Consider the following 20911-nt stretch of genomic DNA (forward strand, 5'->3'; position numbering starts at 1 on the left):
AGTGATTTAGTCGGGATTTGCCAGGTGAAAGCCTAGGGCCTCGGGGAGGGCCAAGGGGCCAGGAGCAAGGCGGGTCTCCAGCTCGGGGCAGAAGCGACCGAGGGCGCGGCCAAGCTGGAAGCGGAAAGGTTCGGGTAGGCTTCCTTGGCGGGCCTCGGAGAGCTTCTGCCAAGCGGCCTCCCGTTCCCCAAGCCCCAAAAGGGCCAGCACCTCCACGGCTCGAGCCTGGGCCAAAAGGCCGGGGTCCTCCAAGGGGGGGAGGGCCACGATCTGAGCCAGGGCCTCGCCGAAGCTCCCTTCCCGGGCCAGGGCCTCGGCGTAGCCTAGGCGGGCCTGGGCCCTAAGGTAGGGGTTTTCCAGGCCCAGGAGAGGTTTGAGCAGGGCGCGGCCTTCCTCAGGGGGGAGGAGGAGGGCGAGGAGGCTCGCCGTATCCAGGCGCAAGGCGGTGTAACGGTCCGTAGCCTCCTCCGGGATTTCCCAGAGGAGGTCCTGGAGGAGGCGGAAGGCGGTGGGGGCGGAAAGCCCCCCTAGAAACGGGGCCCGGTAGGGCTGGCCCGTCTCCAGGAGGAGGTAGGCGGCCCCCAAGCGGAAGAGCGTACGCAGGTGGCGGTAGCGGGCCTCCTTGGGGCGCTCGCGGGTGGTGCGGAAGTAGGCCTCGGCCCGCCGGAGGTAGCCCAAGGCTTCAAAGGCCCGGCCCCGGGCGGCCTCGAGGATCCCCGCCTCGCTTTCCACCCGGGCCCGGGTAAAGGGGTCTTCCGCCTCCGCCAGGGCCTTTTGGATAGCGGCTTCCGCCTCGCCGTAGCGGCCCAGGCGCCGAAGAAGGGTGGCGTAGCGGGCCCGCACCCGGGCCACCTCGTCCTTGGGAGCCCCGGCTTCCTCCAGAAACCTTAGGCCCTCCGCCATGCGGCCCTCCGCCTCCAAGCGGCCCAGGCGCATGAGGAGGTCCCCCATCTGGTAGCGGGCCCGGCCCAAGAGGAGGGGGTCGTGGCCCACCTGGGCCAAGGCGGCCAGGGCCTCCTCGTAGCGACCCAGGTCCTTGGCCACCAGGCCCCGCCAAAGCTGCACCCGGTCCCGTAAAAAAGGCGCTACGGGCAGGCCCTCCGCCTCCTCCACCAGCTTGGCCGCCTTCTCGTAATCCCCCTTCCAGCGCTCCACCGCTGCCATGACCAGAAGGCCCTCCGCCTGGGCGGTCTCGTCCAGGTGGAGGAGGTCCTCCTTGGGGGGTAAAAGCTCCTCTGCCTCCCGATAAAGGGCGGCGTCCGCCTTGGCCTCCGCCCCCTTGATGCGGGCCCAGGTGCGTAAAGCGGGGTCTTCCGCCTGGGAAAGGACCTTTAGCGCCTCTTCCGCCTCCGGGTGAGCGTACTGGCCCAGGACAGCCCGGTAGCGCACCACCACTGCCGCCAAAGCCTTTAGGTCTTCCTTTGGCCAGGTTTGGGCTTCTGGCCAAAGGCCTGGTAGGAGGGCTAGGCGGGCGGGATCTTCTTGTAATAGTTCCAGAAGTATCTTCCGCTCCCCGGCTTTGTGGGCGTGGTAGAGCCTGCGGAAGAGACTTTCCTTGGGGAAGTATTCCAGGGCGAGGCGGTGGAGCTCCTGGGGGGCCTCCTCGGGGAGGAAGGTGCGCAGCGAGGGGCGCACCAAGCCTTCCCCTACCCAGTCCAGAAGGGCCCGCTCCGCCTGGGAAAGCTTCTCCAGGGGGCGCCCCAAGGCCTTTTCCAGAAGCTCCAAGGGAAAGGCGGGGTCGGCCTCGGGGCTAAAGGCGGCGAGGGCCTGGAGGAGGGGTCTTAGGGTGGGGTCGTCCTGGATGGGGGTTTTGGGATCGTGCTTGGCCGCTTCCAGGAGGACCAGACGGGAGAGTTCCCCGAAGTTGCGGCCTGCCTGGTTCACCAGGGCCTCGAGGCGTTCCGGGGGTAGGTGGGGAAGGCGCTCCCGCACGAAGCGGCGGGCTTCTTCCCGACTCGGCGGGGAAAGGGGCTGGTAGGGGAGGGTGGGGGGTGGTTCGGAGAGGGCGGCTAGGTAAGGCGCCTGCAGGGCCTTGAGGAAGGGTTCAAGCCAGGCCGAAAGGCTCCGTTTGCTCCCGTCTGGCCCCCGCAAGGGGAGGCCTTCCAGGGTTCCTTCCGCCTCGGCCCGAAGCAGCACAGGCCGCCCCCGCCTGTTCAGGGCCCGGGCCAAGAGGGTCAGAACCTCTTGCGCCAGGGCCCCTTGCAAGATGTAAGGCTGGGTGGGGGAAAGCTGGGCCAAAAGCCCCCGCACCTCCTCGCCCACCCCTAAGGTTTCCGCCAAGGGTACCAGGGCCTGGGCCAGTTCCCCCCCCAGGTTGAGGAGCACGGGCTCCCTTCCTGGCAAGGCGGAAAGGGCCCGGGCCAGGGCGGAAAGGAGGACGCCTTTGCCGGTGGCCGGACCCCCCACCACCACCATCTGGGGCCGGCCTCCCGCCTCCAGCTCCTTGAGGAAACGGCGGAAAATGCGCCGCTTGTCCCGGCCCAAAGCTTTGCGGGCGCTTTCCAAGAAGAGCTCCGCTGGCGGAGGCGGAGGGTTGAAGCCAGCCTCCCGGTAGAGGTCGGCGATGACCCCGTAGAGGCGCTCCTTCTCCTCGGGGCTTCCCAAGTCCTTGTAGAGGATGTTGCGCACAGTGCCGGCCCTGCCGCCCCGTTCGGTCATGAGGGCCTCGAGCCAGCGCAAGGACCCCCGCTTACCCCGGTGGTCCCGGCCCCGGAGGTGGGGCCTTAGCTCCTCCAGGTAGCGGAGCCAGGGTGTAGGTGCTTCGGCCATAGTATCTACACCATTTTAACTGAGTCTCTCTGGTTTTTACAAGCAAATGGCCGCCCCCTGCAAAGGGGCGGCCTAAAGTAGGGTTCCCTTAGTGGACCGGCTCGTTGAACTGGGCCTCCTCCGTGGAGCCCTTCAGGGCCAGGGTGGAGGCCTGCCCTTGGGTTAGGGCCAGGACCACCTCGTCGAAGTAGCCCGCCCCCACCTCCCGCTGGTGCTTGACGGCGGTGAAGCCCTGGGCTTGGGCCAGGAACTCCTTCTGCTGGAGCTCCACGAAGGCGGGCATGCCCCGGGCCTTGTAGCCCTTGGCCAGCTCCCAGGTGTAGTAGTTCAGGGTGTGCCAGCCCGCCAGGGTGATGAACTGGAACTTGTAGCCCATCTCCCCCAGCTCCCGGTTGAACTTGGCGATGGTTTCGTCGTCCAGGAACTTCTTCCAGTTGAAGGAGGGGGAGAGGTTGTAGGCGAGAAGCTTGTCGGGGAACTCCCGCTTCACCGCCTCGGCGAACTTGCGGGCCTCCTCCAGGTCGGGCTTGGAGGTTTCCATCCAGATGACGTCAGCGTAGGGGGCGTAGGCCAGGGCCCGGGCGATACCCGCCTCGATCCCGTTCTTCACCCGGTAGAAGCCCTCGGGGGTGCGCTCGTCCTTAAGGATGAAGGGGCGGTCGCGCTCGTCGATGTCGCTGGTGATGAGGGTGGCGGCCTCGGCGTCGGTGCGGGCGATGATCACCGTGGGCACCCCCATGACGTCCGCCGCCAGGCGGGCCGCCTGCAGGGTGCGGATGTGCTGGGAGGTGGGCACCAGGACCTTGCCCCCCAGGTGGCCGCACTTCTTTTCCGAGGCCAGCTGGTCCTCGTAGTGGATGCCGGCGGCCCCCGCCTCGATCATGGCCTTGGTGAGCTCAAAGACGTTGAGGGCTCCACCAAAGCCCGCCTCGGCGTCGGCCACGATGGGCACGTACCAGTCCCGGCTCACCTTGCCCTCAGAGCGCTCGATCTGGTCGGCCCGCATGAGGGCGTTGTTGATGCGCTTCACGATTTGGGGCACGGAGTTGTAGGGGTAGAGGGACTGGTCGGGGTAGGTCTGCCAGGCCAGGTTGGCGTCCGCCGCCACCTGCCAGCCGGAGAGGTAGATGGCCTCGAGGCCCGCCCGCACCATCTGCACCGCCATGGCCCCGGTGTAGGCGCCAAAGGTGTGGACGTAAGGGCGCTCGTGGAGGAGCCGCCAGAGCTTTTCCGCCCCCCGTTTGGCCAGGGTGTGCTCTATGGGGATACTGGGCCTGAGGCGCACCACGTCCTCGGGCCGATAGTCCCGCTTCACCCCCTTCCACCGGGGGTTGGTCGCCCACTCCCGCCTAAGGGCCTCCGCCTCTTCCCGCATCTCCGGGGTCAGCATGCTGAGGGGTTCCACGCTTCCACCTCCGAGGACCAGTCTGGAGTCTGGAAGAAGTTTGGTGTAGTGTGTAAGGCCCGGAGGCCCACACGGGCCTTTGGTGTGAACGAGGGTTTTCTACACCGCTAGCGAGCCTGCTGGGCGGCGATGAGGAGGGGGTCCCAGACGGGGCTATAGGGGGGCGCATAGGCCAGGTCCAGGGCCAGGAGGTCCTCGAGGGTGCTCCCGCGGTGGAGGAGGGCGGCCAGGACATCCACCCGGAGGGCCCCGTGCCCGTGGGCCACCACCGCGCCCCCCAAAAGCCTCTCCGTCCCCTCCTCGTACACCAGCTCCACCCAAAGGGGCGCGCTTCCCGGGTAGTAGTGGGCCCCGTCCCGGCTTTGGATGAAGACCTTCTTGGCCCGGTACCCCTCCTTCAGGGCGGCCTCTAAGGAGAGCCCCGTGGTGGCCACCGCCAGGCCGAAGGCCTTGAAGATGGCCGTGCCCACCACCCCGTGAAAGCGGGCTTCCTTGCCGGCGATGACGCTTCCTGCGGTGCGGCCATGCTTGTTGGCCACGTCGCCCAGGGGAAGCCAGTAGGGGCGCTTAAGCACCTGGTGGAAGCTTTCCGCCACATCTCCGGCGGCGAAAACCCCATCCAGGTTGGTGCGCATCCGGTGGTCGGTGGCGATGGCCCCCGTGGGCCCTAGGGCCACCCCCATGGCCTGGGCCAGTTCGGTGTTGGGCCGCACCCCCGTGGCCACCAGGACCAGATCCGCCGGCACCACCCCCTCCGAGGTCTCCACCGCCTCCACCCGGCCTGCGCCCCTTAGGGCCAGGACCCGCACCCCGGTCCAGACCTCCACCCCGTGGCGTTCCAGCTCCTTTCTGAGGAGGGTTCCCACCTCCTCGTCCCAGTGGGGCAGGGGGCGTTCCTTGGCCTCCAGGAGGGTGACCTCGAGGCCCCGCTTGCGGAAGGCCTCCGCCACCTCGAGGCCGATGTACCCCGCCCCCAGGATGGCGGCCCGCCGGGCCCCTTCCAGAGCTTTCAGAAGCCGCTCCCCGTCCTCCATGCTCCTCAGGGTGTAGACCCCTGCCTGCTCCGTGCCGGGAATGGGGGGGATGCTGGGCCTGGCGCCCGTGGCCAGGACCAGGTACTCGTAACGGTCTTGGAAGGTACGCCCCTCCCGGTGATCGAACACCGTGAGGACCCGGCCCAAAGGGTCTATGTCCACTACCTCGTGGTGGGTGTGGACCACGACCCCTTGCTTGCGAAACTCCTCCGGGGTGCGGGCGACCAGCTTGGAGAGGCTTGGGATCTCCCCCGAGAGCACATACGGCAGGCCGCAGGCCCCGTAGGAAACCCATCCAGACTTCTCGTAGACCACCACCTCCAGCTCGGGATTTTCCCGCTTGGCCTTGGCAGCGGCGGAAGCGCCTCCCGCCACCCCGCCCACCACCACCATGCGCTTGCCCATGGGGGGTATTTTGCCACAAGGGGCTTGGGCCAAGTGTCCCGGTCTACGGCGCCTTCCAGGGTACCTCTTCCCGAAAGAGCCTTCCCCCCCTCAGGTGGAGGATGCGCTCCGCCCGGGCGGCCAGTTCCAGATCGTGGGTTACCAGGATGAGGGTGCGCTCCTTCCCCGCCTGGAAGAGGAGGGCCGCCACCTGCTCCTTGGACTCGGCGTCCAGGTTGCCCGTGGGCTCGTCGGCGAAGAGGATGGGGGGGTCCAGGGCCAGGGCCCGGGCCAGGGCCACCCGTTGCTGTTCCCCGCCGGAAAGGCGGCTCGGGAGGTGGTGGGCCCGGGGGGAAAGCCCCACCCCGTCCAAAAGCTCCAGGGCCCGGGAGCGCCTTTTGGCGGGGGGCCAGCCCGCAAGGAGGAGGGGGAAGGCCACGTTTTCCCAAGCGGTCAGGGTGGGGATGAGGTTCCACTGCTGGAAGACGAAGCCCATGTGCCTAAGGCGCGCCTCCGCCCGCTCGTCCTCGGAAAGGCGGTGGAGAGGGGTTTCCCCCAGGTAGACCCCACCTTCCGTGGGCAGGTCCAGCCCGGCGAGGAGGTTGAGGAGGGTGGTCTTGCCGCTTCCTGAAGGCCCCACCACCGCCGTGGCTCCTTGGGGGAAGGCGTAGGTGAAGCCTTGGAGGGCCACCACCTCCTTCTCCCCTTGCCGGTAGCGCTTGGTCAGGTTCTCGGCCCGAAGCATCACACCCTCCCCAAGGCTTCCACCACCGGGATGCGGCTTGCGTGGTGGGCGGGAAGAAGCCCGGCCAAAAGCCCCAGGCTTAGGGCCACCAGGAGGGCAAAGAGGGAAAGCCTGGGCGTCACCGCAGAGAGGGCCAGGCCCACCTCGCTTTGGGTGTAGAGGTTGATGGCCTGGGATACCGCCCCGCCTAGGGCGAGCCCCCCCACCCCGCCCAAGAGGGCTAGGAGGAGGGCTTCCAGCACCACGAGCCGGAAGATAAAGCCCCTTCTAGCCCCCAAGGCCCGCATGACCCCGAACTCCCGCGTGCGCTCGTAAACGGACATCATCACCGTGTTGGCCACCAGGAGGCCCCCCACCGCCAAGGCCACCAGGCTGATGCCGAAGCGCACCAGGTCGCTGATCCTCAGGGCCCGCTCGGCGAAGCGCATCACCTCCCCCGTGGTCTGGGCCTTGAGGCCGGGAACCGCTCCCTCTAGAGCCCGGGCCACCTCCTCCGCCTTCTGCCCCGGGCTTAGAGCCACCAGGACGGCGCCCACGTTTTCCGTGCCCAAAACCGTCTGCAGGGCCTTCAGGGGGGCGAAGATGAGGTTGTCGGCCAGCCCCCCGGTTTCCTCCAAGATCCCCTCCACCCTAAGGGTCACCTGGGGGGAAAGGCGCAACGGGCTTCCTAGGGCCAGCCCGGTCCGCTGGGCCAGCTTGGCCCCCACCACCGCCCCGCCTTCCGAGGGAAGGAGGCGGCCCTCCTTGGCCCTAAGCCCAGGGTAGAGGAGGTCGGGGCTCACTCCTGGGGGAAGCCCTTGGAAGAAGAAGCTGCTTTGCGGGTCAAGGCCGCCCCGGGCCAGGAAGAGGGTGGGGATCACCGCCTGCGCCCCCAGGGCCTGGGCCGCCCGCCGTAGCGCCTCCACCTGGGCGGGGGTGATCTCCGGGTAGGCGCTAAAGGCCAAGCCCTCGCTCCCTTCGGGCACCACCTGGATGGCCGGGCCCACCCGGGAAAGCTCCTGGAACAGGGCGCGCCGAAGCCCCTCCCCGAAGGAGAGGAAAAGGACCATGCTGGCGGTGGCGATCAGGACTCCCAGGAGGGTGAGGAGGCTCCGCACGGGCCGGGCCAGGAGGTGGCGCAGGACCAGGTAGAAGACTTCCATCCCCCTAAGCCTACCCCCGGGAGGCGAAAGGGGCGTGGCGGAGGCTACAGGAGGCGCTCCACAAACTGGGTTTCCACCGCTTCCAGGAAGACCCGGGGGTTCACCTTCTGCCTTTCCGGGTGGTTGTAGTAGGCCTCCTCTGCCCGGGCGAAGTCCTCGTGGGCCACGAACCAAAGGAAGTCCCGGTCGGAAAGTCAGTAGGCCCCGAGGATCTCGAAACCCAGGGCCCTTCGCAGGGGGACGATGGTCTCCAAAAAGACCTTTTGGAATTCCTCCTTGGCCCCCTCTTTTAGGCGGTAGCGGCGCATCTGGACCATAGAGGAAGTCTAAACCACCTTGCCCGGGTTCAGGAGGCCCTCGGGGTCTAGAAGCGCCTTGAGCCGCCGCATCCAGTCCAGGGCGGGGCCGTGCTCCAGGGGGAGGTACTTCCGCTTCCTTAGGCCCACCCCGTGCTCTGCGGTGCAGGTGCCCTCGAGTTCCAGGGCCTTTTTTACCAGCTTTTCCGCGTAGGCCTCCGCCTTTTCGTAGTCCTCGGGCAAGACGGGGACCAAGGTGTGGAAGTTGCCATCCCCCACGTGGCCCAGGATGTTCCCGGTGAGGCCCATCTCGCTTAGGAGCCCTTGGGCGTAGCGCACCGCCTCGGGGAGGCGGGAAAGCGGCACGGCGGTGTCCGTGATCAAGAAGCGGTGGCCGGGAAAGAGGTGGACCAGGGCCCAGTAGGCCTGGTGCCGGGCCTCCCACTGCCTCTTCCGCTCCTCTTCTGTCTTGGCCACCTCCACGGCCAAGGCCCCCGCCTCCCGCATGAGCTCTAGGGCCAGGGCGCTTTCCGCCTCCAGGGCTTCCCGGGTGGAGGAGTGGAACTCCAGGAAAAGGGCGGGGCGCTCGGGGAAGTCCGCCCCCAGGTAGCGGTTGAGGGCCTTTAGGGCGAGCTCGTCCAAAAGCTCCAGGCGGGCTACGGGAAGCCCCGTGGCCATCACCCGGTAACTCGCCTCCGCCGCCTCCTCCACCCCGGGGAAGAAGACCCTTAAGGTGTGCACGTGCTCCGGCAGGGGGTGGAGGCGGAGGGTTAGGCGGGTGATGACCCCTAAGGTCCCCTCTGAACCGAGGAAGAGGTCCTTGAGGTCGTAGCCCGCCGAGGTCTTGCGCACCCCCCGCCCGAGCTCCAGGACCTCTCCGCTCGCCAGGACCACCTGGAGGGCCAGGACGTTTTGCCGCATTCCCCCGTAGCGCACCGTGGTGGTGCCGCTGGCGTTGGTGGCGGCCATGCCCCCTAAGGTGGCGTCGGCCCCGGGGTCCACGGGGAAGAAGAGGCCCGTGCCCTTGAGGGCCTCGTTGAGGGCCTTGCGGGTGAGGCCGGGCTCCACCACGCAGAGGAAGTCCTCGGGCTGGACCCGAAGGACCCGGTTCATGCGGGACATGTCCAGGCTGATGGCCTCCCCCAAGGGCAAAAGGGCGCCCTCCAGGCTCGTCCCCGCCCCGAAGGGGATGACGGCTATGCGGTGTTCCCGGGCCCAGGCGAGGGCCTTTTGCACGTCCTCTACCCCTTCCGGGTAGACCACGGCCAGGACCTCCCCTTCCGCCGGGTACCCCTCGTCCTTGCCGTGGCGCCGCCTTTCCGAAGGGGAGGTTTCCACCCTGCCGGGCAGGAGGCTCTTTAGGGCTTCCACCTTGTCCATGGGGAAAGTTTAGTCCGCCTTGGCGTCAGGGAGGAGGGTTTCCACCTCCCGCACCTGGGGGAAGAGGTAGCCGGAAAGCCCCCAAAGCACCCCCAGGCCCCCGAAGAGGAGGAGCATGAAGGCGATGCCCTCCCCCTGCCCTAAGCGGGACTCAAAAACCCGGTCGGCTAGGGGCCCGGAAAGAACCATGGCCAAAGGGGTGGCGAACCAGGCGATCATGCGCCGGGCGGCGAAGACCTTGCCCTGGACCGCCAGGGGTACCTTAGCCTGCCAGATGGCCTGGTTCGAGCCGTTCAGGAGGGGGATAAAAAACGCCTCCATGAAGGCCAAAAGCGCCCACCCCATGGGCCCTTCCACCACCCCCATGAGGGCCAGGGCCAGGCTGGAAAAGGCCATGCCCAAAAAGACCCCGTGGACGCGCTGCTTGGGACCGCCCCACACCGAGAGGAAAAACCCCCCCGCCGCCCCGCCCAAGCCCGAGGCGGAGCGCACCAGGGCCTAGCCTACCCAGAGAAGGCGGAAGGCGGCGAAGCCCGCCACTAGGCCTCGCCCTTTAGGATGGCTTCAATCTTCTCCAGGGCTTCTTTGGGCAGGTCCACCCCGGCTGCGCCCAGGCTTTCCCGGATCTGTTCGGGCCGCGTGGCCCCGGTGATGGCGCTGGAGATGCCGGGGAGCCTTAGCACCCAGGCCAGGGCCAGCTGGGTGCGGGTGAGGCCCAACTCCTCCGCCACCGCCTTGAGCTGCAGCACCTTCTTGCGGTTTTCCTCCGTGAGGTAGCGGGCCCGGAACTGGTCGTAGCGGGCGAAGCGGCTGTCTTCGGGGATCCCTTCGTCGTACTTGCCCGTGAGCATCCCCTGGGCCAAGGGGCTCCACACCACCAGCCCCAGGCCGAACCGCTCCGCCTCGGGGAGGATCTCGTTTTCCAACCGTTCCCGGTAGAGCATGGAGTACTGGGGTTGCTCCACGATGGGCGGGTGGAGGCCGTTTGCCTTGGCGAAGGCCACCGCCTCGGCGATGCGGGGAGCGGGCCACTCCGAGGTGCCCCAGTAGAGGGCGTAGCCCTTCTCCACGATGGTGTGCATGGTGTAGACGATCTCCTCCATGGGCACCTCGGGATCGTAGCGGTGGGCGAAGAAGAGGTCCACGTAGTCGGTCTTCAGCCGCTTCAAGCTTTTGGTGATGCTCTCCAGGAGGTGCTTGCGGCTCAGGCCCCGGTCATTGGGGTCTTCCGACATGGGCCAATAGGCCTTGGTGGAGAGGACCAGGGTGTGCCGGGGGAACTCCTGGAGGACCTCCCCCATGATCTCCTCCGCCAGGCCCCGGGCGTAGACGTCGGCGTTGTCAAAGAAGTTCACCCCACCCTCGTAGGCGATCTTGACGATTTGGCGGATGGTCTCCTTGTCCTTGACCACGTCCCCAAAGGTGACCCAGGCCCCCAAGGAGATTTCGGAAACCTTCAGGCCCCACTTGCCGAGCTTTCGGTAGCGCATCTCACCCATGGCAAAGAGGAGTCTACCCCTTGCGCCCGCAATTGACCAGTGGGTCAGTTTCCTTCTACCTCCAGCACCCCGCCCTCCGCCTGGAAGCCAAGGGCCTTGTGGGTGCCGTCGCAGAAGGGCTTCTTGGCCGAGCCCCCGCAGCGGCAGAGGAAGACCCGGGGTTTTTCCAGGATTTCGTCCTTATCTCCTATACGTATACGAAAACGGGCACCTGCCAAACGAATGGGTCCGTTCTCCAGGAATTCCAGGCGCATGTCCCTATGCTACTCGAGGCCCAGGGTTAACGGCGGGTATGAGAGTTATGGCACCTTCTCTTACCCTTGCTGTGCTAGGCTACAGGGTAAGGAGGTTGGGGAATGGTAGAAACGCAGGAAGCAGTTATCCGCATTACCCCGTTGGCGGCGGAAAAGGCTAAGGAGATCCTGGCCCGGTACGGCAAAGAGCACGCAGCCATCCGGGTCTACATCAAATCCGGAGGGTGCTCTGGCTTCCAGTACGGCATGGCCGTAGACGAGCGGGAGCTGGAGGGGGACACCTTTGTGGAGATGCACGGGGTGCGCCTAGTGGTGGACCCCATGTCCTTACCCTACCTGGTGGGCTCGGAGATCGACTGGGTGGAAAGCCTCATAGGGGGTGGTTTCACGGTGAATAACCCCAACGCCGCCAGCACCTGCGGCTGCGGCCACTCCTTCCGCACCAAGGACCAGGAGGGTGAGGCCCGCACTTGCGGCCACTAAGCCCTTTTCCCCATCCATATAGGGGCTTGGGTTCAGGCCCCTTTATCTTTGCCCCATTGACCTTCAGAGTGGGCGCCGTATAATGGCCTCGGCCACTAAGAAGAGTGCCGCACACACGAAAGGAGGCCGTATGAGGAAACTAGGCAAACTGGCTGTACTCGGTTTAACTGCCTTGGGTCTTGCCCTGGCAGGGCCCCAGGACAACAGCTTGGTCGTCGGGGCCTCGCAGGAGCCCCGGGTGCTGGCGGGGGACTTCCTTTCCGTCATCTCCAACCAGGCTATAAAGAGCGAGATTGAGGGCTACCTCTTCGCCCCCTTCATCGGCTTTAACGCCGACAGCCAGAACTTCCCGGTCCTGGCCACCGAAGTGCCCACGCAACAAAACGGGCGCCTCCGGGTGGTGGATATTGGCGGGGGCAAGAAGCGGCTGGAGATGGACCTCACCATCCGGCCCGACGCCCGCTGGTCCGACGGCCGCCCCATCACCACGGACGATGTGGCCTTCTACTACGAGGTGGGCAAGGCTAAGGGCATGCCTACGCTGGACCCGGACTACTGGGAGCGGGTGCAGCTTCGGGTTAAGGACGCCCGCAACTTCACCGTGATCTTTGAGCCCGCCTACTACTACGACACCTACGGCTCTCCCATGGGCTACGCTCCCAAGCACATCATGGGCGCAGAGTGGGAGCGGGTGAAGGCTGCGGCCCGCAACCTGGATCCTGACAAGGATGCGGAGCGGCTCAACGAGCTCTACCGCAACTTCTTCCTCAAGTTCGCCACGCCCCAGGCCCTGAACCGGGGGGCCATGGTCTACTCCGGGCCCTTCAAGCTCAGGCGCTGGGTGCCGGGCAACTCCATTGAGATGGAGCGGAACCCCAACTTCCCCATCAAGCCCGAAGGTGGGGAGAGCAAGTACGTGCAAAAGGTGGTTTACCGCTTCATCCAGAACACCAACTCCCTCCTCGTGGCCATCATCGGGGGTTCCATCGATGCCACCTCTAGCGTCTCCATCACCTTCGATCAGGCCCGCAGCCCCCAGCTTGCCCGGCGCGCTCCTGGTCGCTTTGACATCTGGTTCGTGCCCGGGGCCATCTGGGAGCACATCGACATCAACAAGTTTGAGAACTGCCAGACCGTGCGCGACCTGGGCCTGAACGACAAGCGCACCCGCCAGGCTATCCTCCACGCCCTGAACCGCGAGGGGCTGGTGAGGGCCTTCTTTGACGGGCTTCAGCCCGTGGCCCACACCTGGATTGCTCCCGTCAACCCCCTCTTCAACCCCAACGTTCGGAAGTACGAGTTTGATCTGAAGAAGGCGGAGGCCCTCCTGGCGGAGATGGGTTGGCGCAAGGGACCCGACGGGATCCTGCAGCGCACCGTGGGCGGGCGCACCGTGCGCTTCGAGATCGAGTACGTGACCACCGCGGGCAACGTGGTCCGGGAGCGCACGCAGCAGTTCTTCGCCGAGGACCTGAGGAAGATCGGCATTGCCGTTAAGATCAACAACGCCCCTTCCGCCGTGGTCTTCGCCGACGACTACATCCAGCGCGCCTCCGAGTGCAAGTGGACGGGGATGTTTGAGTTCGCTTGGATAGCTAACCTCCAAGAAAATGCTTTCCTCTTCCAGTACCGGAACCTGAACACTGGGGCCGTTATGGTTCCCACCAAGGAGAACAACTACCAGGGCCAGAACATCGGCGGCTGGCGCAACGACGAGTTTGACCGCCTCACGAGCCAGGCGGTGCTGGAGTTCGACGAGGCCCGCAGGAAGCAGCTCTTTGCCCGGGCGCAGGAGATCTGGGCTGAGGAGCTTCCTGCCCTGCCCCTCTACTTCCGCTCTAACCCCTACGTGGTGCGCCAGGGCCTTGTGAACTACGTGTCCAGCGCCTACGCCGGCGGCTTCGGCTACCCCGGCTGGAACGCCTGGGAAATCGGCTGGGCCAGCCGTGGGGCCGTGAAGAAGTGGGACCAGGCGAAGTACGCCCTTTCCATCAAGTAGCCCGGGTGGTATAGTGGGGCCCGCTGGGGTTAACCCCAGCGGGCTTTTTAGTGCCATAAACGGGAGGTACAAGGGTGTTTGCCTACACGGTGCGCAGGCTTTTGCAGATGATCCCTTTGCTTCTTGTGGCCAGCGTGGTGATCTACGCCCTTTTGGCCCTACAGCCGGGGGACCCTTTGGAGGAGCTTAGGCGGCAAAACCCCCGCATCACGGCGGAGCAGTTTGAGGCCTTGAAGCGGGCCTACGGCCTGGACAAGCCCCTCTACATCCGCTACTTCAAGTGGCTTTCCCGGGCGGTGCAGGGGGACTTGGGCTATAGCCGCACTTATGGCATTCCGGCGGCAGAGTACATCTTCGTGCAGCGGCTACCCAAGACCCTGCTCCTTTCGGGCCTGGCCCTTACCCTGGCCTTGCTGGTGGCCATCCCCGTGGGGGTGTTTTCCGCCGTACGCCAGTATTCCCTAGCGGACTACTTCATCACCTTTTTGTCCTTCGTGGGGTTTTCCATGCCGGTGTTTTTCCTGGGCATCCTCCTTCTTTACCTCTTCGCCATCTGGCTGCCCGATCACATCCCGGGTTTTCCCCGCTTCCCCACGGGGGGCGTGCCTGGGGTTCTGTGGGAGGACGTGCGCTCGGGGGTGGTGAGCTTTTGGGAGTTTATTGGGCAGTGGGCTTGGCACCTGATCCTCCCCGTCATCGCCCTGTCCTCCTTGCAGATGGCGGAGTGGACCCGCTTCATGCGGGCTTCGCTTCTGGAGGTTCTTTCCCAGGACTACATTCGCACCGCCCGGGCCAAGGGGCTTTCCGAGCGGGTGGTGCTCTACAAGCATGCGCTTCGGAACGCCCTTATTCCCATTGTCACCCTGGTGGGCTTGGCCATCCCGGGGGTTTTGGGCGGGGCCACCATCACCGAAACCATCTTTAGTTACCCGGGTATGGGCCGGGCCATCTTTGACGCCTTGGTGGAGAAGGACTACAACGTGGCCATGGCCGCCTTGGCCTTCTTGGCCCTGATGACCGCCCTTTTCAACCTGCTGGCGGACCTTGCCTACGCGGTGGTGGATCCCCGCATCCGCTACAGCTAGAGGTGAACCATGGCGACCGCAACCGCAACCGCTAAACCCAGGACCTTCTTCAGCCTTTTCTGGCGCCGCTTGCGGCGGCACAAGATGGCCATGGCCGGCTTGGTGGTCATCGTTCTCCTAATCTTGATGGCTATCTTCGCTCCCTGGCTGGCCCCGTATGACCCCACGGCCCAACCCACGGGGGAGGACGTGGGCCAGTACTACTTCAACCCCCCTTCCCGGGAGCACCTTTTGGGCACCGATGACCTGGGGCGGGACGTGCTTTCCCGCATCATCTACGGTTCCCGCATCTCCCTTTTGGTGGGCTTTGCCGTGGCCTTTTCCAGCGTGATCCTGGGAACCATTATGGGGACGCTGGCGGGCTATTTCTCTGGGCGCCCCTTACGCTTTTACCTTGGCCCTTTGCGTCGGGAGCGGGAGGGGTTTTACCCCTGGAGCTTCGCCCTTTGGCGGGTGGTTTCCTGGTTCCTCTACTACGGGGTGCTGTACCTGGCCCTTTCCATCGCCTGGGCCTTGGCCCAAGACGGCATCCGGGCGGGAAGCGTGGGGAGTTACCTGGGCTTTGGGCTCACCCTAGCCTTGGTGCTTTGGGCCGCCTGGTTTGGGCTTAAAGGGCAGATCCGGCTAGACCTGGACGTGGCCATCAGCCGCCTCATCGACTTCATGCTCACCATCCCCACCCTGCCCTTGCTCCTGGTGCTTTCCGCCCTCCTGCGGGACCCTGGGGTCAAGGTGGGGCAGTGGGCCCAGGGGGTTTTCGGGGATGCGGCTAGCGTCTTTATCATCATTACTATCCTGGTGCTTTTCGGGTGGTTGGGCACGGCTAGATTGGTGCGGGGGAACATCCTCTCCCTGCGGGAGCAGGACTACGCTACCGCCGCTCAGGCCCTAGGGGCTACGGACGCCCGCATCATGTTCCGCCACCTTGTGCCTAACACCCTGGCTCCCCTCATCGTCCAGGCCACCCTGCAGGTGGGCGGGGCGATCCTCACGGAGGCGGCCCTTTCCTTCCTGGGCTTTGGCATCCAGCCTCCGGTGGCCACCTGGGGCAACATGCTGACCAACGCCCAGGAATACATCTTCACCGCCCCCTGGCTGGCCTTGCCCCCGGGCTTCATGATCTTCATCACCGTCTTGGCCTTTAACTATCTGGGGGACGGCTTGCGGGATGCTTTGGACCCGCGGAGCCGGCTCTAACCCTTCCGGGCACAAGGGGCCGGGTGCGCCGGCCCCTTTTCACTTTGGGGTGAGGCGGTCTTCCGGGTAGGCCGCCTCCACGAAATAAAGCCCGTGGGGCGGGGCTGAGGGGCCGGCGAGGCGGCGGTCCTGGGTTTCCAGGATGGCCCTTAGGCTTTCCGGGGAGCGTTTGCCTAAGCCCACTTCCAGAAGCGTTCCCACCATGCCCCGCACCTGCCCCCGGAGGAAGGCTGTGCCCCGGAAGTAGAAATGGACCTCGAGGCCCCCTTCTCCCTCCACCACCCCAAGCTGCGCCTCCAAAAGCTCCCTCACCCCCTCCCGCACCTCCTCCTTGGCGAAGCCTAGGAAGTTGTGCCGCCCCAGGAGAAGGGGAAGGGCTTCTTCCACAGCCTTTAGGTCCAAGGGGTGCCGCACCCAAAGGGCCCGGTGGCGAAGAAGGGGCGAGGGGTGGGGCCTTAGCAGGACCCGGTAGCGGTAGGCACGCCACAGGGCGTCCTTGCGGGCGTGGAAGTCCCCCGCCACCTCCCTTGCGCTATGCACCTTGAGGTCCTCGGGGAGGAGGCGGTTTAGGGCCTCGGGGATTTTTTCCACGGGGATACGGCTTTGCAGGTCAAAGTGGAAGGGCATGGCCAGGGCGTGGACCCCAGCGTCCGTGCGGCCGGCGGCCACCGCCTTGGGGAGGGCGCCGATGGCGGAAAGCACCTTCTCCAGCTCCCCTTGCACGGTGCGCAAACCCTCCCTTTGCCGCTGGAGCCCGGCGAAGTGGGTGCCGTCGTACTCGGCGAGGATGAGGATGCGGCGCACGTTCTAAGCTTAGTCCGTGCCCACGGGGGTCTTGGGGCTTTGGCCCTCCAAGGCTACCCCTTCCCCCGCCACCCGCACCGCCACCACATCCCCCACCCGGAAGGGGCTTTCCGGCCCCTCTTGCACCAAGACCTCCCGCTCCGGGGCGAGGAGGCGCACCCGGTAGGTAAGGTCGTGCCCCTTGAACTCCCGGGCCACCACCTGTCCCAAGGCCCCGCCCTCCTCTGGGGGGGCGAGCCGCAAGGCCTCGGGGCGCAGGGAAAGGAGCAGGGGTCCGTGGGCGGGCTCGGCCAAGGGCACGGGGCCCAGGCAGGTTTCGGCGTAGCGCCCCTTCCCCTCCCCGGAGAGGAGGTTGGTGCGCCCCAGGAACTGGGCCACAAAGGGGGTCTTGGGCCTGAGGTAGACCTCCTCTGGGGTGCCCACCTGCAAAAGCTTGCCGTCCCGCATCACCCCCAGGCGGTCGGCGAAGGAAAGGGCCTCCTCCTGGTCGTGGGTGACCAGGATAGCGGTGGTGCCCGTTTCCTTGAGCACCTTGCGCACCTCTTCCCGGGTGGCGGCCCGGAGGCTTGCGTCCAGGCTAGAGAAAGGCTCGTCCAGGAGGACGAGCTTAGGGCCGGGGGCCAGGGCCCGGGCCAGGGCCACCCGCTGCTGCTGCCCGCCGGAAAGCTCCTGGGGCTTGCGGTGCTGGAAAAGGGTCATGCCCACCCGCTCCAGGGCCTTCTGTGCCCGGAGCAGGCGGTCTTTCCCCTTGAGCCCGAAGGCCACGTTGCCCAAGGCGGTGAGGTGGGGGAATAGGGCGTAGTCCTGGAAGACAAAGCCGATGCTCCGCCTTTCTGGGGGCAGGTGGGTGATGTCTTGGCCCTCCAGGACCACCCTTCCCCCGTCGGGGCTCTCTAGGCCGGCGATGACCCTAAGGAGGGTGGTCTTGCCGCAGCCCGAAGGCCCAAGCAACGCCAGGATCTCCCCGGGGTAGACGGCGAGGTTTATCCCCTTGAGTACCTCGTGCTCCCCGAAGCGTTTGCGGATGCTCTCGAGGGCTAAAAGCGGCGCTCGGTCCAAAGCAACACCCCCACAAAGGCCGCCGATAGGAGGGCGATGAGCAGGGCGAAGGGGGCGGCCTCAGCGAACATGGCCTCTTGAGTGTAGCTGAAAACCCGGGTGGCCAAGGTGGCGTAGCCCATGGGGGCCAGGAGCAGGGTGATGGGGAGCTCCTTCACCGCCCCGATGAAGGCCAAGGCTCCCCCCGCCACCGCCCCCCGCCAAAGCAGGGGGAAGGTGACGCGGAAAAAAGCCCCCGTGGGGGTTTCCCCTAAGGTCCTAGCCGCTTCCTCCAGGCGCCTTGGCACCTGGAAAAGCGCTCCCCGCACCGGGCCCAGGCTTTCCGCCAAGAAGTGGAAGGCCAAAACTAGGACCAAAAGGGGCAAGGTGCCGTAGAGGAAGGGGAGGCTTCGCAGGCTAAAGAAGATCCAGGCCAAGGCGAAGGCCAGGGGTGGGATGGCATATCCCAGGTAGGCCAGGCGTTCTAGCATTCGCGATAGGCCAAGGGGGTAACGCGTTGCCAGGTAAGCGATGGGTAAGGCCATGCCTACGGCCAGGAGGCTTGCGGGTAGGGCTGCAAAGGCGGAGTGTAGGAAGGCCTCGCCAACCCCGTAAAGCCTTTCTATGGGGAAACGTTGGGCTAGATGGAGAAGGACAAAGAAGGGAAAAATAAGACCCAGAAAGAGGGGTAGGGTCAGAAAGACGTAAGCCAAAGGGGTGAAGGAGCCCAAGCGGACAGCTTTTTCTTTTCGGGCCGTACCCCGACCTGTGCGTCCCAGGGTGAGCCGTTGGAGGAGGCGTCCTTCTAAGGCGAGAAGCCCACCTGTGAGGAACAAAAGCATTAGGGCCAGCCAAGCGGCGTAAATTCGGTCAAATGCTGCATTGTATTGCAGATAAATGGCGTAGGAAAAGGTTTCGTAGCGAAGTAGGCTCACCGTTCCGAAATCCCCCAGAACGTGGAGTCCTACCACGAGGTAGCCCGAGAGTAAGGCGGGCAGGAGTTGGGGAAAAGCCGCCCGAACGAAAGCTTGCCAAGGTTTAAGCCCCAAAGTTCTCGCCGCTTCTTCTAGCGTGGGGTCCAGCCCTAAAAAGGCGGCCCTTAAGGAAAGGAAGAGGTATGGGTAGGTGAAAAGGGAGAGGATAAGGAGGGCCCCCCAGTAGCCTTCTGGTCGCGGCAAAGGAAGCAGGCTCGAGGGCCCTGTGGCCGCCAGGTATACGTATGCCCCCACATATCCCGGGATTGCCAGGGGCAGGGTGAGGAGTACGGCGAAAACGCGCTTGCCCTTTAGGTCGGTGCGGGTGGTGAGGAAGGCAAGGGGCAGGGCGAGGAGGGTAGTAAGGGCCAGGACCCCCACGAGGAGGGCCAGGGTGTTGCGGAGGAGCTCCAGGTTCTTGGGGCGGAGGAGGATTTCTTGAAGGGTGCTGGGATCGGCCTCCAGGGCCCGCAGGACCAGGTAGACCAGGGGCAGGGCCACCCCGCCTCCCGTGAGGGAGGCGGGGATTAGGAAAGGTAGAAGCCCTGACCGATGAGGTAAATCTCTGACGCTCAAGGCCTAGAGGATCCCCAGTTCCCGCATGAGCCGCAGGGCCTGTTCCAAGGGGAGTTGCTCAAAGTCTAGGTTTGGAGTTTTCTTGAGGGCTTCCTCCAAGGGCAGGAGCCTGGGGTCAGGAACCACGTCCTGAACCACAGGGTACTCCCCGATGTTCCCCACAAAATACTGCTGACCTTTTGCGGAGAGTAGGTAAGTGAGGAAGCGGGTGGCTGCAGCCAGGTTCCGGCTATTGCGATGAATGCCTGCGCCCGTCACCAAAGCCAAGTTCCCCACATCGCCGTTTCGGAAGGAGGTCATCGCCACTTGGAAACCGGCCCGCTGGAAACGCAACACATAGTAGTGGTTGGTGGAAGCGAGGTCGATTTCCCCTGCCCGGATGGCGTCGACCATGGCTACGTTAGAGGAACCATAGCTCTTGGGGTTCAGGGCTTTGAACTCGGTCAACCAGCGGCGGGCCGTCTCCTCTCCGTGTAGGAGGATGATGGCGGCCACCATATCCTGGAAGCTGGAGTAGGTGGGGGTCCAGCCGATTCGCCCCTGAAGCCCTTTTTCCTGAACAAAACGGGGTAGGTCTAGCAGGCTTTGGGGAAGCTCCTCAGGCTTGAACTTTTGCGGGTTATAAGCCAGAACCCTTAGACGAACGGTTACGGGTACCCACCGCTTGGAGGCGGGAATAAAGCCCGCTGGCCGCTTGAGGATGCTTTCGCTAAGTGGACGTAGCAGGTTTAAGGCTGCCGCCCGGCCCAGGGCTCCGGAAGTGTTGAGCCAGACTACGTCTGCTGGGGATCGGTCGCCTTCCTCTTGGAGCGCGGCGAGGATTTGCGCGTCCGACCCGTAGCGGACTTGTACCCGGATGCCGGTTTCTCGCTGGAACTGTTGCACTAGGGGACCAACCAAGCTCTCGCCTCGGCCCGAGTAAATCGTAAGGGTTTGCTGTTGGGCCAAGCTCAGACTGAGGCTTGTTAGGCCGACCAAAGCCAGAAGAAAGGTTCTGCGCACCATAGCACCTCCTTGGGGAGAGGGCGCCCTCTCGGGGGATAGTTTAAGAGGGGGTAGGTGAAAAGTCAAGTATTCCGCTCGGATTTTGTAAGTTTAGAAGTGATAATCGTTTGCAATAAAGGAAACACCCCGATCAGATCCTTGGGCCAGAAAGGGGTTTCCCCAAGGTAAACCAGGGGCACAGGGTTCCGGGTGTGCTGGGGGTGCCAGGGTTCCTCAGCGTTTCCGTGGTCTGAGGTGAGGAAAAGCTCCCCGCCTTCCGCCAGGAAGCCCTTAAGGAAGAGGGCAAGCTCCCGGAAGCGCTCGGGCAAGGTTTCGGGGGCGCGGTGGGCGGCCAAATCCAAGGCCCAGTACTCCAGGACCACTAGGTCCCAAGCCCGGGCCAAGGCCGCTGCCTGCGCCCCCTGGCCGTAGGGGTCTTCCCAGAAGCCGGGGGGAAGGGCCAGGGGGTGGCCCAGGGGAAGGAGGGGAAGGCCGGCGAGCCTGGCCGCCTGGGCGAAGGCGGAAAGCATCTGCCTGCGTCCCTCCGTGGCCCGCTTGAGGTATTCCGGCCGATAGGCGTTGGCGTGGAGGACCTTTAGGCCCTTTTCCCGGGCCCAGGCGTAGAGGCTTCGCCGGAGGAGGGGCCTGAGCCTGGGGCTCGGAAAGGGCCCTTGATGGTGGCCGAGGAGCTGGGCGGCGTTTTCCCCGGTGAGGAGAGCGGTCTGCCCCGTGCCCGACTGGGGCAGGCCCTCCACCCCTAAGGTGGCGTCCAGGGGCTTTGGGGAGAGGTCCAGGAGGAGGGGGAAGAGGTCCTCTAGCGCTTCTCCTAGGCCCAGGCCGTCCACGAAAAGGAAGAGCACCTT

The 20911-nt window shown here is 65.3% G+C and carries 18 protein-coding genes and 1 pseudogene; 4 read left to right on the forward strand and 15 right to left on the reverse strand.

All coding sequences use genetic code 11. The annotated features are described in order from the left end of the window. Positions 1–6: 6 nt before the first annotated feature. The 10 genes and pseudogenes from ABXG85_RS05235 to ABXG85_RS05280 form a co-directional block, all read right to left on the reverse strand. On the reverse strand, positions 7–2769 hold the full coding sequence (locus ABXG85_RS05235) for a hypothetical protein (RefSeq protein ID WP_353512672.1): 2763 nt from the start codon (positions 2767–2769) through the stop codon (positions 7–9). An 88-nt stretch (positions 2770–2857) separates the two neighbouring features. Beyond that, positions 2858–4174, reverse strand: coding sequence for an isocitrate lyase (gene aceA, locus ABXG85_RS05240; protein ID WP_353512673.1), 1317 nt, complete (start codon positions 4172–4174; stop codon positions 2858–2860). Between the two features lie 107 nt (positions 4175–4281). After that, positions 4282–5613, reverse strand: coding sequence for an FAD-dependent oxidoreductase (locus tag ABXG85_RS05245; RefSeq protein ID WP_353512674.1), 1332 nt, complete (start codon positions 5611–5613; stop codon positions 4282–4284). 43 nt (positions 5614–5656) lie between these two features. Continuing rightward, on the reverse strand, positions 5657–6337 hold the full coding sequence (locus ABXG85_RS05250; RefSeq protein WP_353512675.1) for an ABC transporter ATP-binding protein: 681 nt from the start codon (positions 6335–6337) through the stop codon (positions 5657–5659). Continuing rightward, entirely contained in the window at positions 6337–7479 is a 1143-nt protein-coding gene (locus ABXG85_RS05255; protein ID WP_353512676.1) for an ABC transporter permease, read from the reverse strand. The genes ABXG85_RS05250 and ABXG85_RS05255 overlap by 1 nt, the downstream gene beginning before the upstream one ends. Before the next feature lie 44 nt (positions 7480–7523). Beyond that, positions 7524–7796: pseudogene (locus tag ABXG85_RS05260) on the reverse strand (NIPSNAP family containing protein). 9 nt (positions 7797–7805) lie between these two features. Continuing rightward, the gene (locus ABXG85_RS05265) at positions 7806–9155 is read right to left on the reverse strand and encodes an FAD-binding oxidoreductase (RefSeq protein ID WP_353512677.1); all 1350 of its coding nucleotides are present in this window, start codon (positions 9153–9155) and stop codon (positions 7806–7808) included. A 9-nt stretch (positions 9156–9164) separates the two neighbouring features. Beyond that, complete coding sequence (locus tag ABXG85_RS05270; protein ID WP_353512678.1) at positions 9165–9647, reverse strand: MFS transporter; 483 nt, start codon at positions 9645–9647, stop codon at positions 9165–9167. Positions 9648–9694: 47 nt separating this feature from the next. Next, positions 9695–10654 carry an aldo/keto reductase family protein gene (locus tag ABXG85_RS05275; protein ID WP_353512679.1) on the reverse strand — a complete coding sequence of 320 codons (960 nt, stop codon included), beginning with the start codon at positions 10652–10654 and terminating at the stop codon, positions 9695–9697. A 44-nt stretch (positions 10655–10698) separates the two neighbouring features. Continuing rightward, complete coding sequence (locus ABXG85_RS05280; protein WP_353512680.1) at positions 10699–10908, reverse strand: CDGSH iron-sulfur domain-containing protein; 210 nt, start codon at positions 10906–10908, stop codon at positions 10699–10701. Positions 10909–11010: 102 nt separating this feature from the next. Here ABXG85_RS05280 and erpA point away from each other — a divergent pair, with 102 nt between their 5' ends. The 4 genes from erpA to ABXG85_RS05300 all read left to right on the forward strand — a co-directional run bounded on the left by erpA (position 11011) and on the right by ABXG85_RS05300 (position 15672). Continuing rightward, positions 11011–11391, forward strand: coding sequence for an iron-sulfur cluster insertion protein ErpA (erpA, locus tag ABXG85_RS05285; RefSeq protein WP_353512681.1), 381 nt, complete (start codon positions 11011–11013; stop codon positions 11389–11391). A 130-nt stretch (positions 11392–11521) separates the two neighbouring features. Beyond that, positions 11522–13390 carry a peptide ABC transporter substrate-binding protein gene (locus tag ABXG85_RS05290; protein WP_353512682.1) on the forward strand — a complete coding sequence of 623 codons (1869 nt, stop codon included), beginning with the start codon at positions 11522–11524 and terminating at the stop codon, positions 13388–13390. Between the two features lie 74 nt (positions 13391–13464). After that, a complete protein-coding gene (locus ABXG85_RS05295) occupies positions 13465–14475 on the forward strand; it encodes an ABC transporter permease (RefSeq protein ID WP_353512683.1) in 1011 nt (336 codons plus the stop codon). A gap of 9 nt (positions 14476–14484) precedes the next feature. Next, complete coding sequence (locus tag ABXG85_RS05300; RefSeq protein WP_353512684.1) at positions 14485–15672, forward strand: ABC transporter permease; 1188 nt, start codon at positions 14485–14487, stop codon at positions 15670–15672. Positions 15673–15711: 39 nt separating this feature from the next. Here ABXG85_RS05300 and truA read toward each other — a convergent pair whose 3' ends face one another. The 5 genes from truA to ABXG85_RS05325 all read right to left on the reverse strand — a co-directional run bounded on the left by truA (position 15712) and on the right by ABXG85_RS05325 (position 20908). Further along, a complete protein-coding gene (gene truA / locus ABXG85_RS05305) occupies positions 15712–16476 on the reverse strand; it encodes a tRNA pseudouridine(38-40) synthase TruA (protein ID WP_353512685.1) in 765 nt (254 codons plus the stop codon). Positions 16477–16485: 9 nt separating this feature from the next. Then, a complete protein-coding gene (locus tag ABXG85_RS05310; protein ID WP_353512686.1) occupies positions 16486–17535 on the reverse strand; it encodes an ABC transporter ATP-binding protein in 1050 nt (349 codons plus the stop codon). Further along, a complete protein-coding gene (locus tag ABXG85_RS05315; protein WP_353512687.1) occupies positions 17514–19064 on the reverse strand; it encodes an ABC transporter permease in 1551 nt (516 codons plus the stop codon). Before ABXG85_RS05315 ends, ABXG85_RS05310 begins: the two co-directional genes overlap by 22 nt. A gap of 3 nt (positions 19065–19067) precedes the next feature. Continuing rightward, positions 19068–20069 (reverse strand): iron ABC transporter substrate-binding protein, encoded by a 1002-nt coding sequence (locus tag ABXG85_RS05320; RefSeq protein WP_353512688.1) that lies wholly within the window; start codon positions 20067–20069, stop codon positions 19068–19070. Between the two features lie 62 nt (positions 20070–20131). Beyond that, entirely contained in the window at positions 20132–20908 is a 777-nt protein-coding gene (locus tag ABXG85_RS05325) for a metalloenzyme (RefSeq protein ID WP_353512689.1), read from the reverse strand. Positions 20909–20911: the final 3 nt, after the last annotated feature.

It is taken from the genome of Thermus sp. LT1-2-5 (genome assembly GCF_040363165.1).
GTDB lineage: Bacteria > Deinococcota > Deinococci > Deinococcales > Thermaceae > Thermus.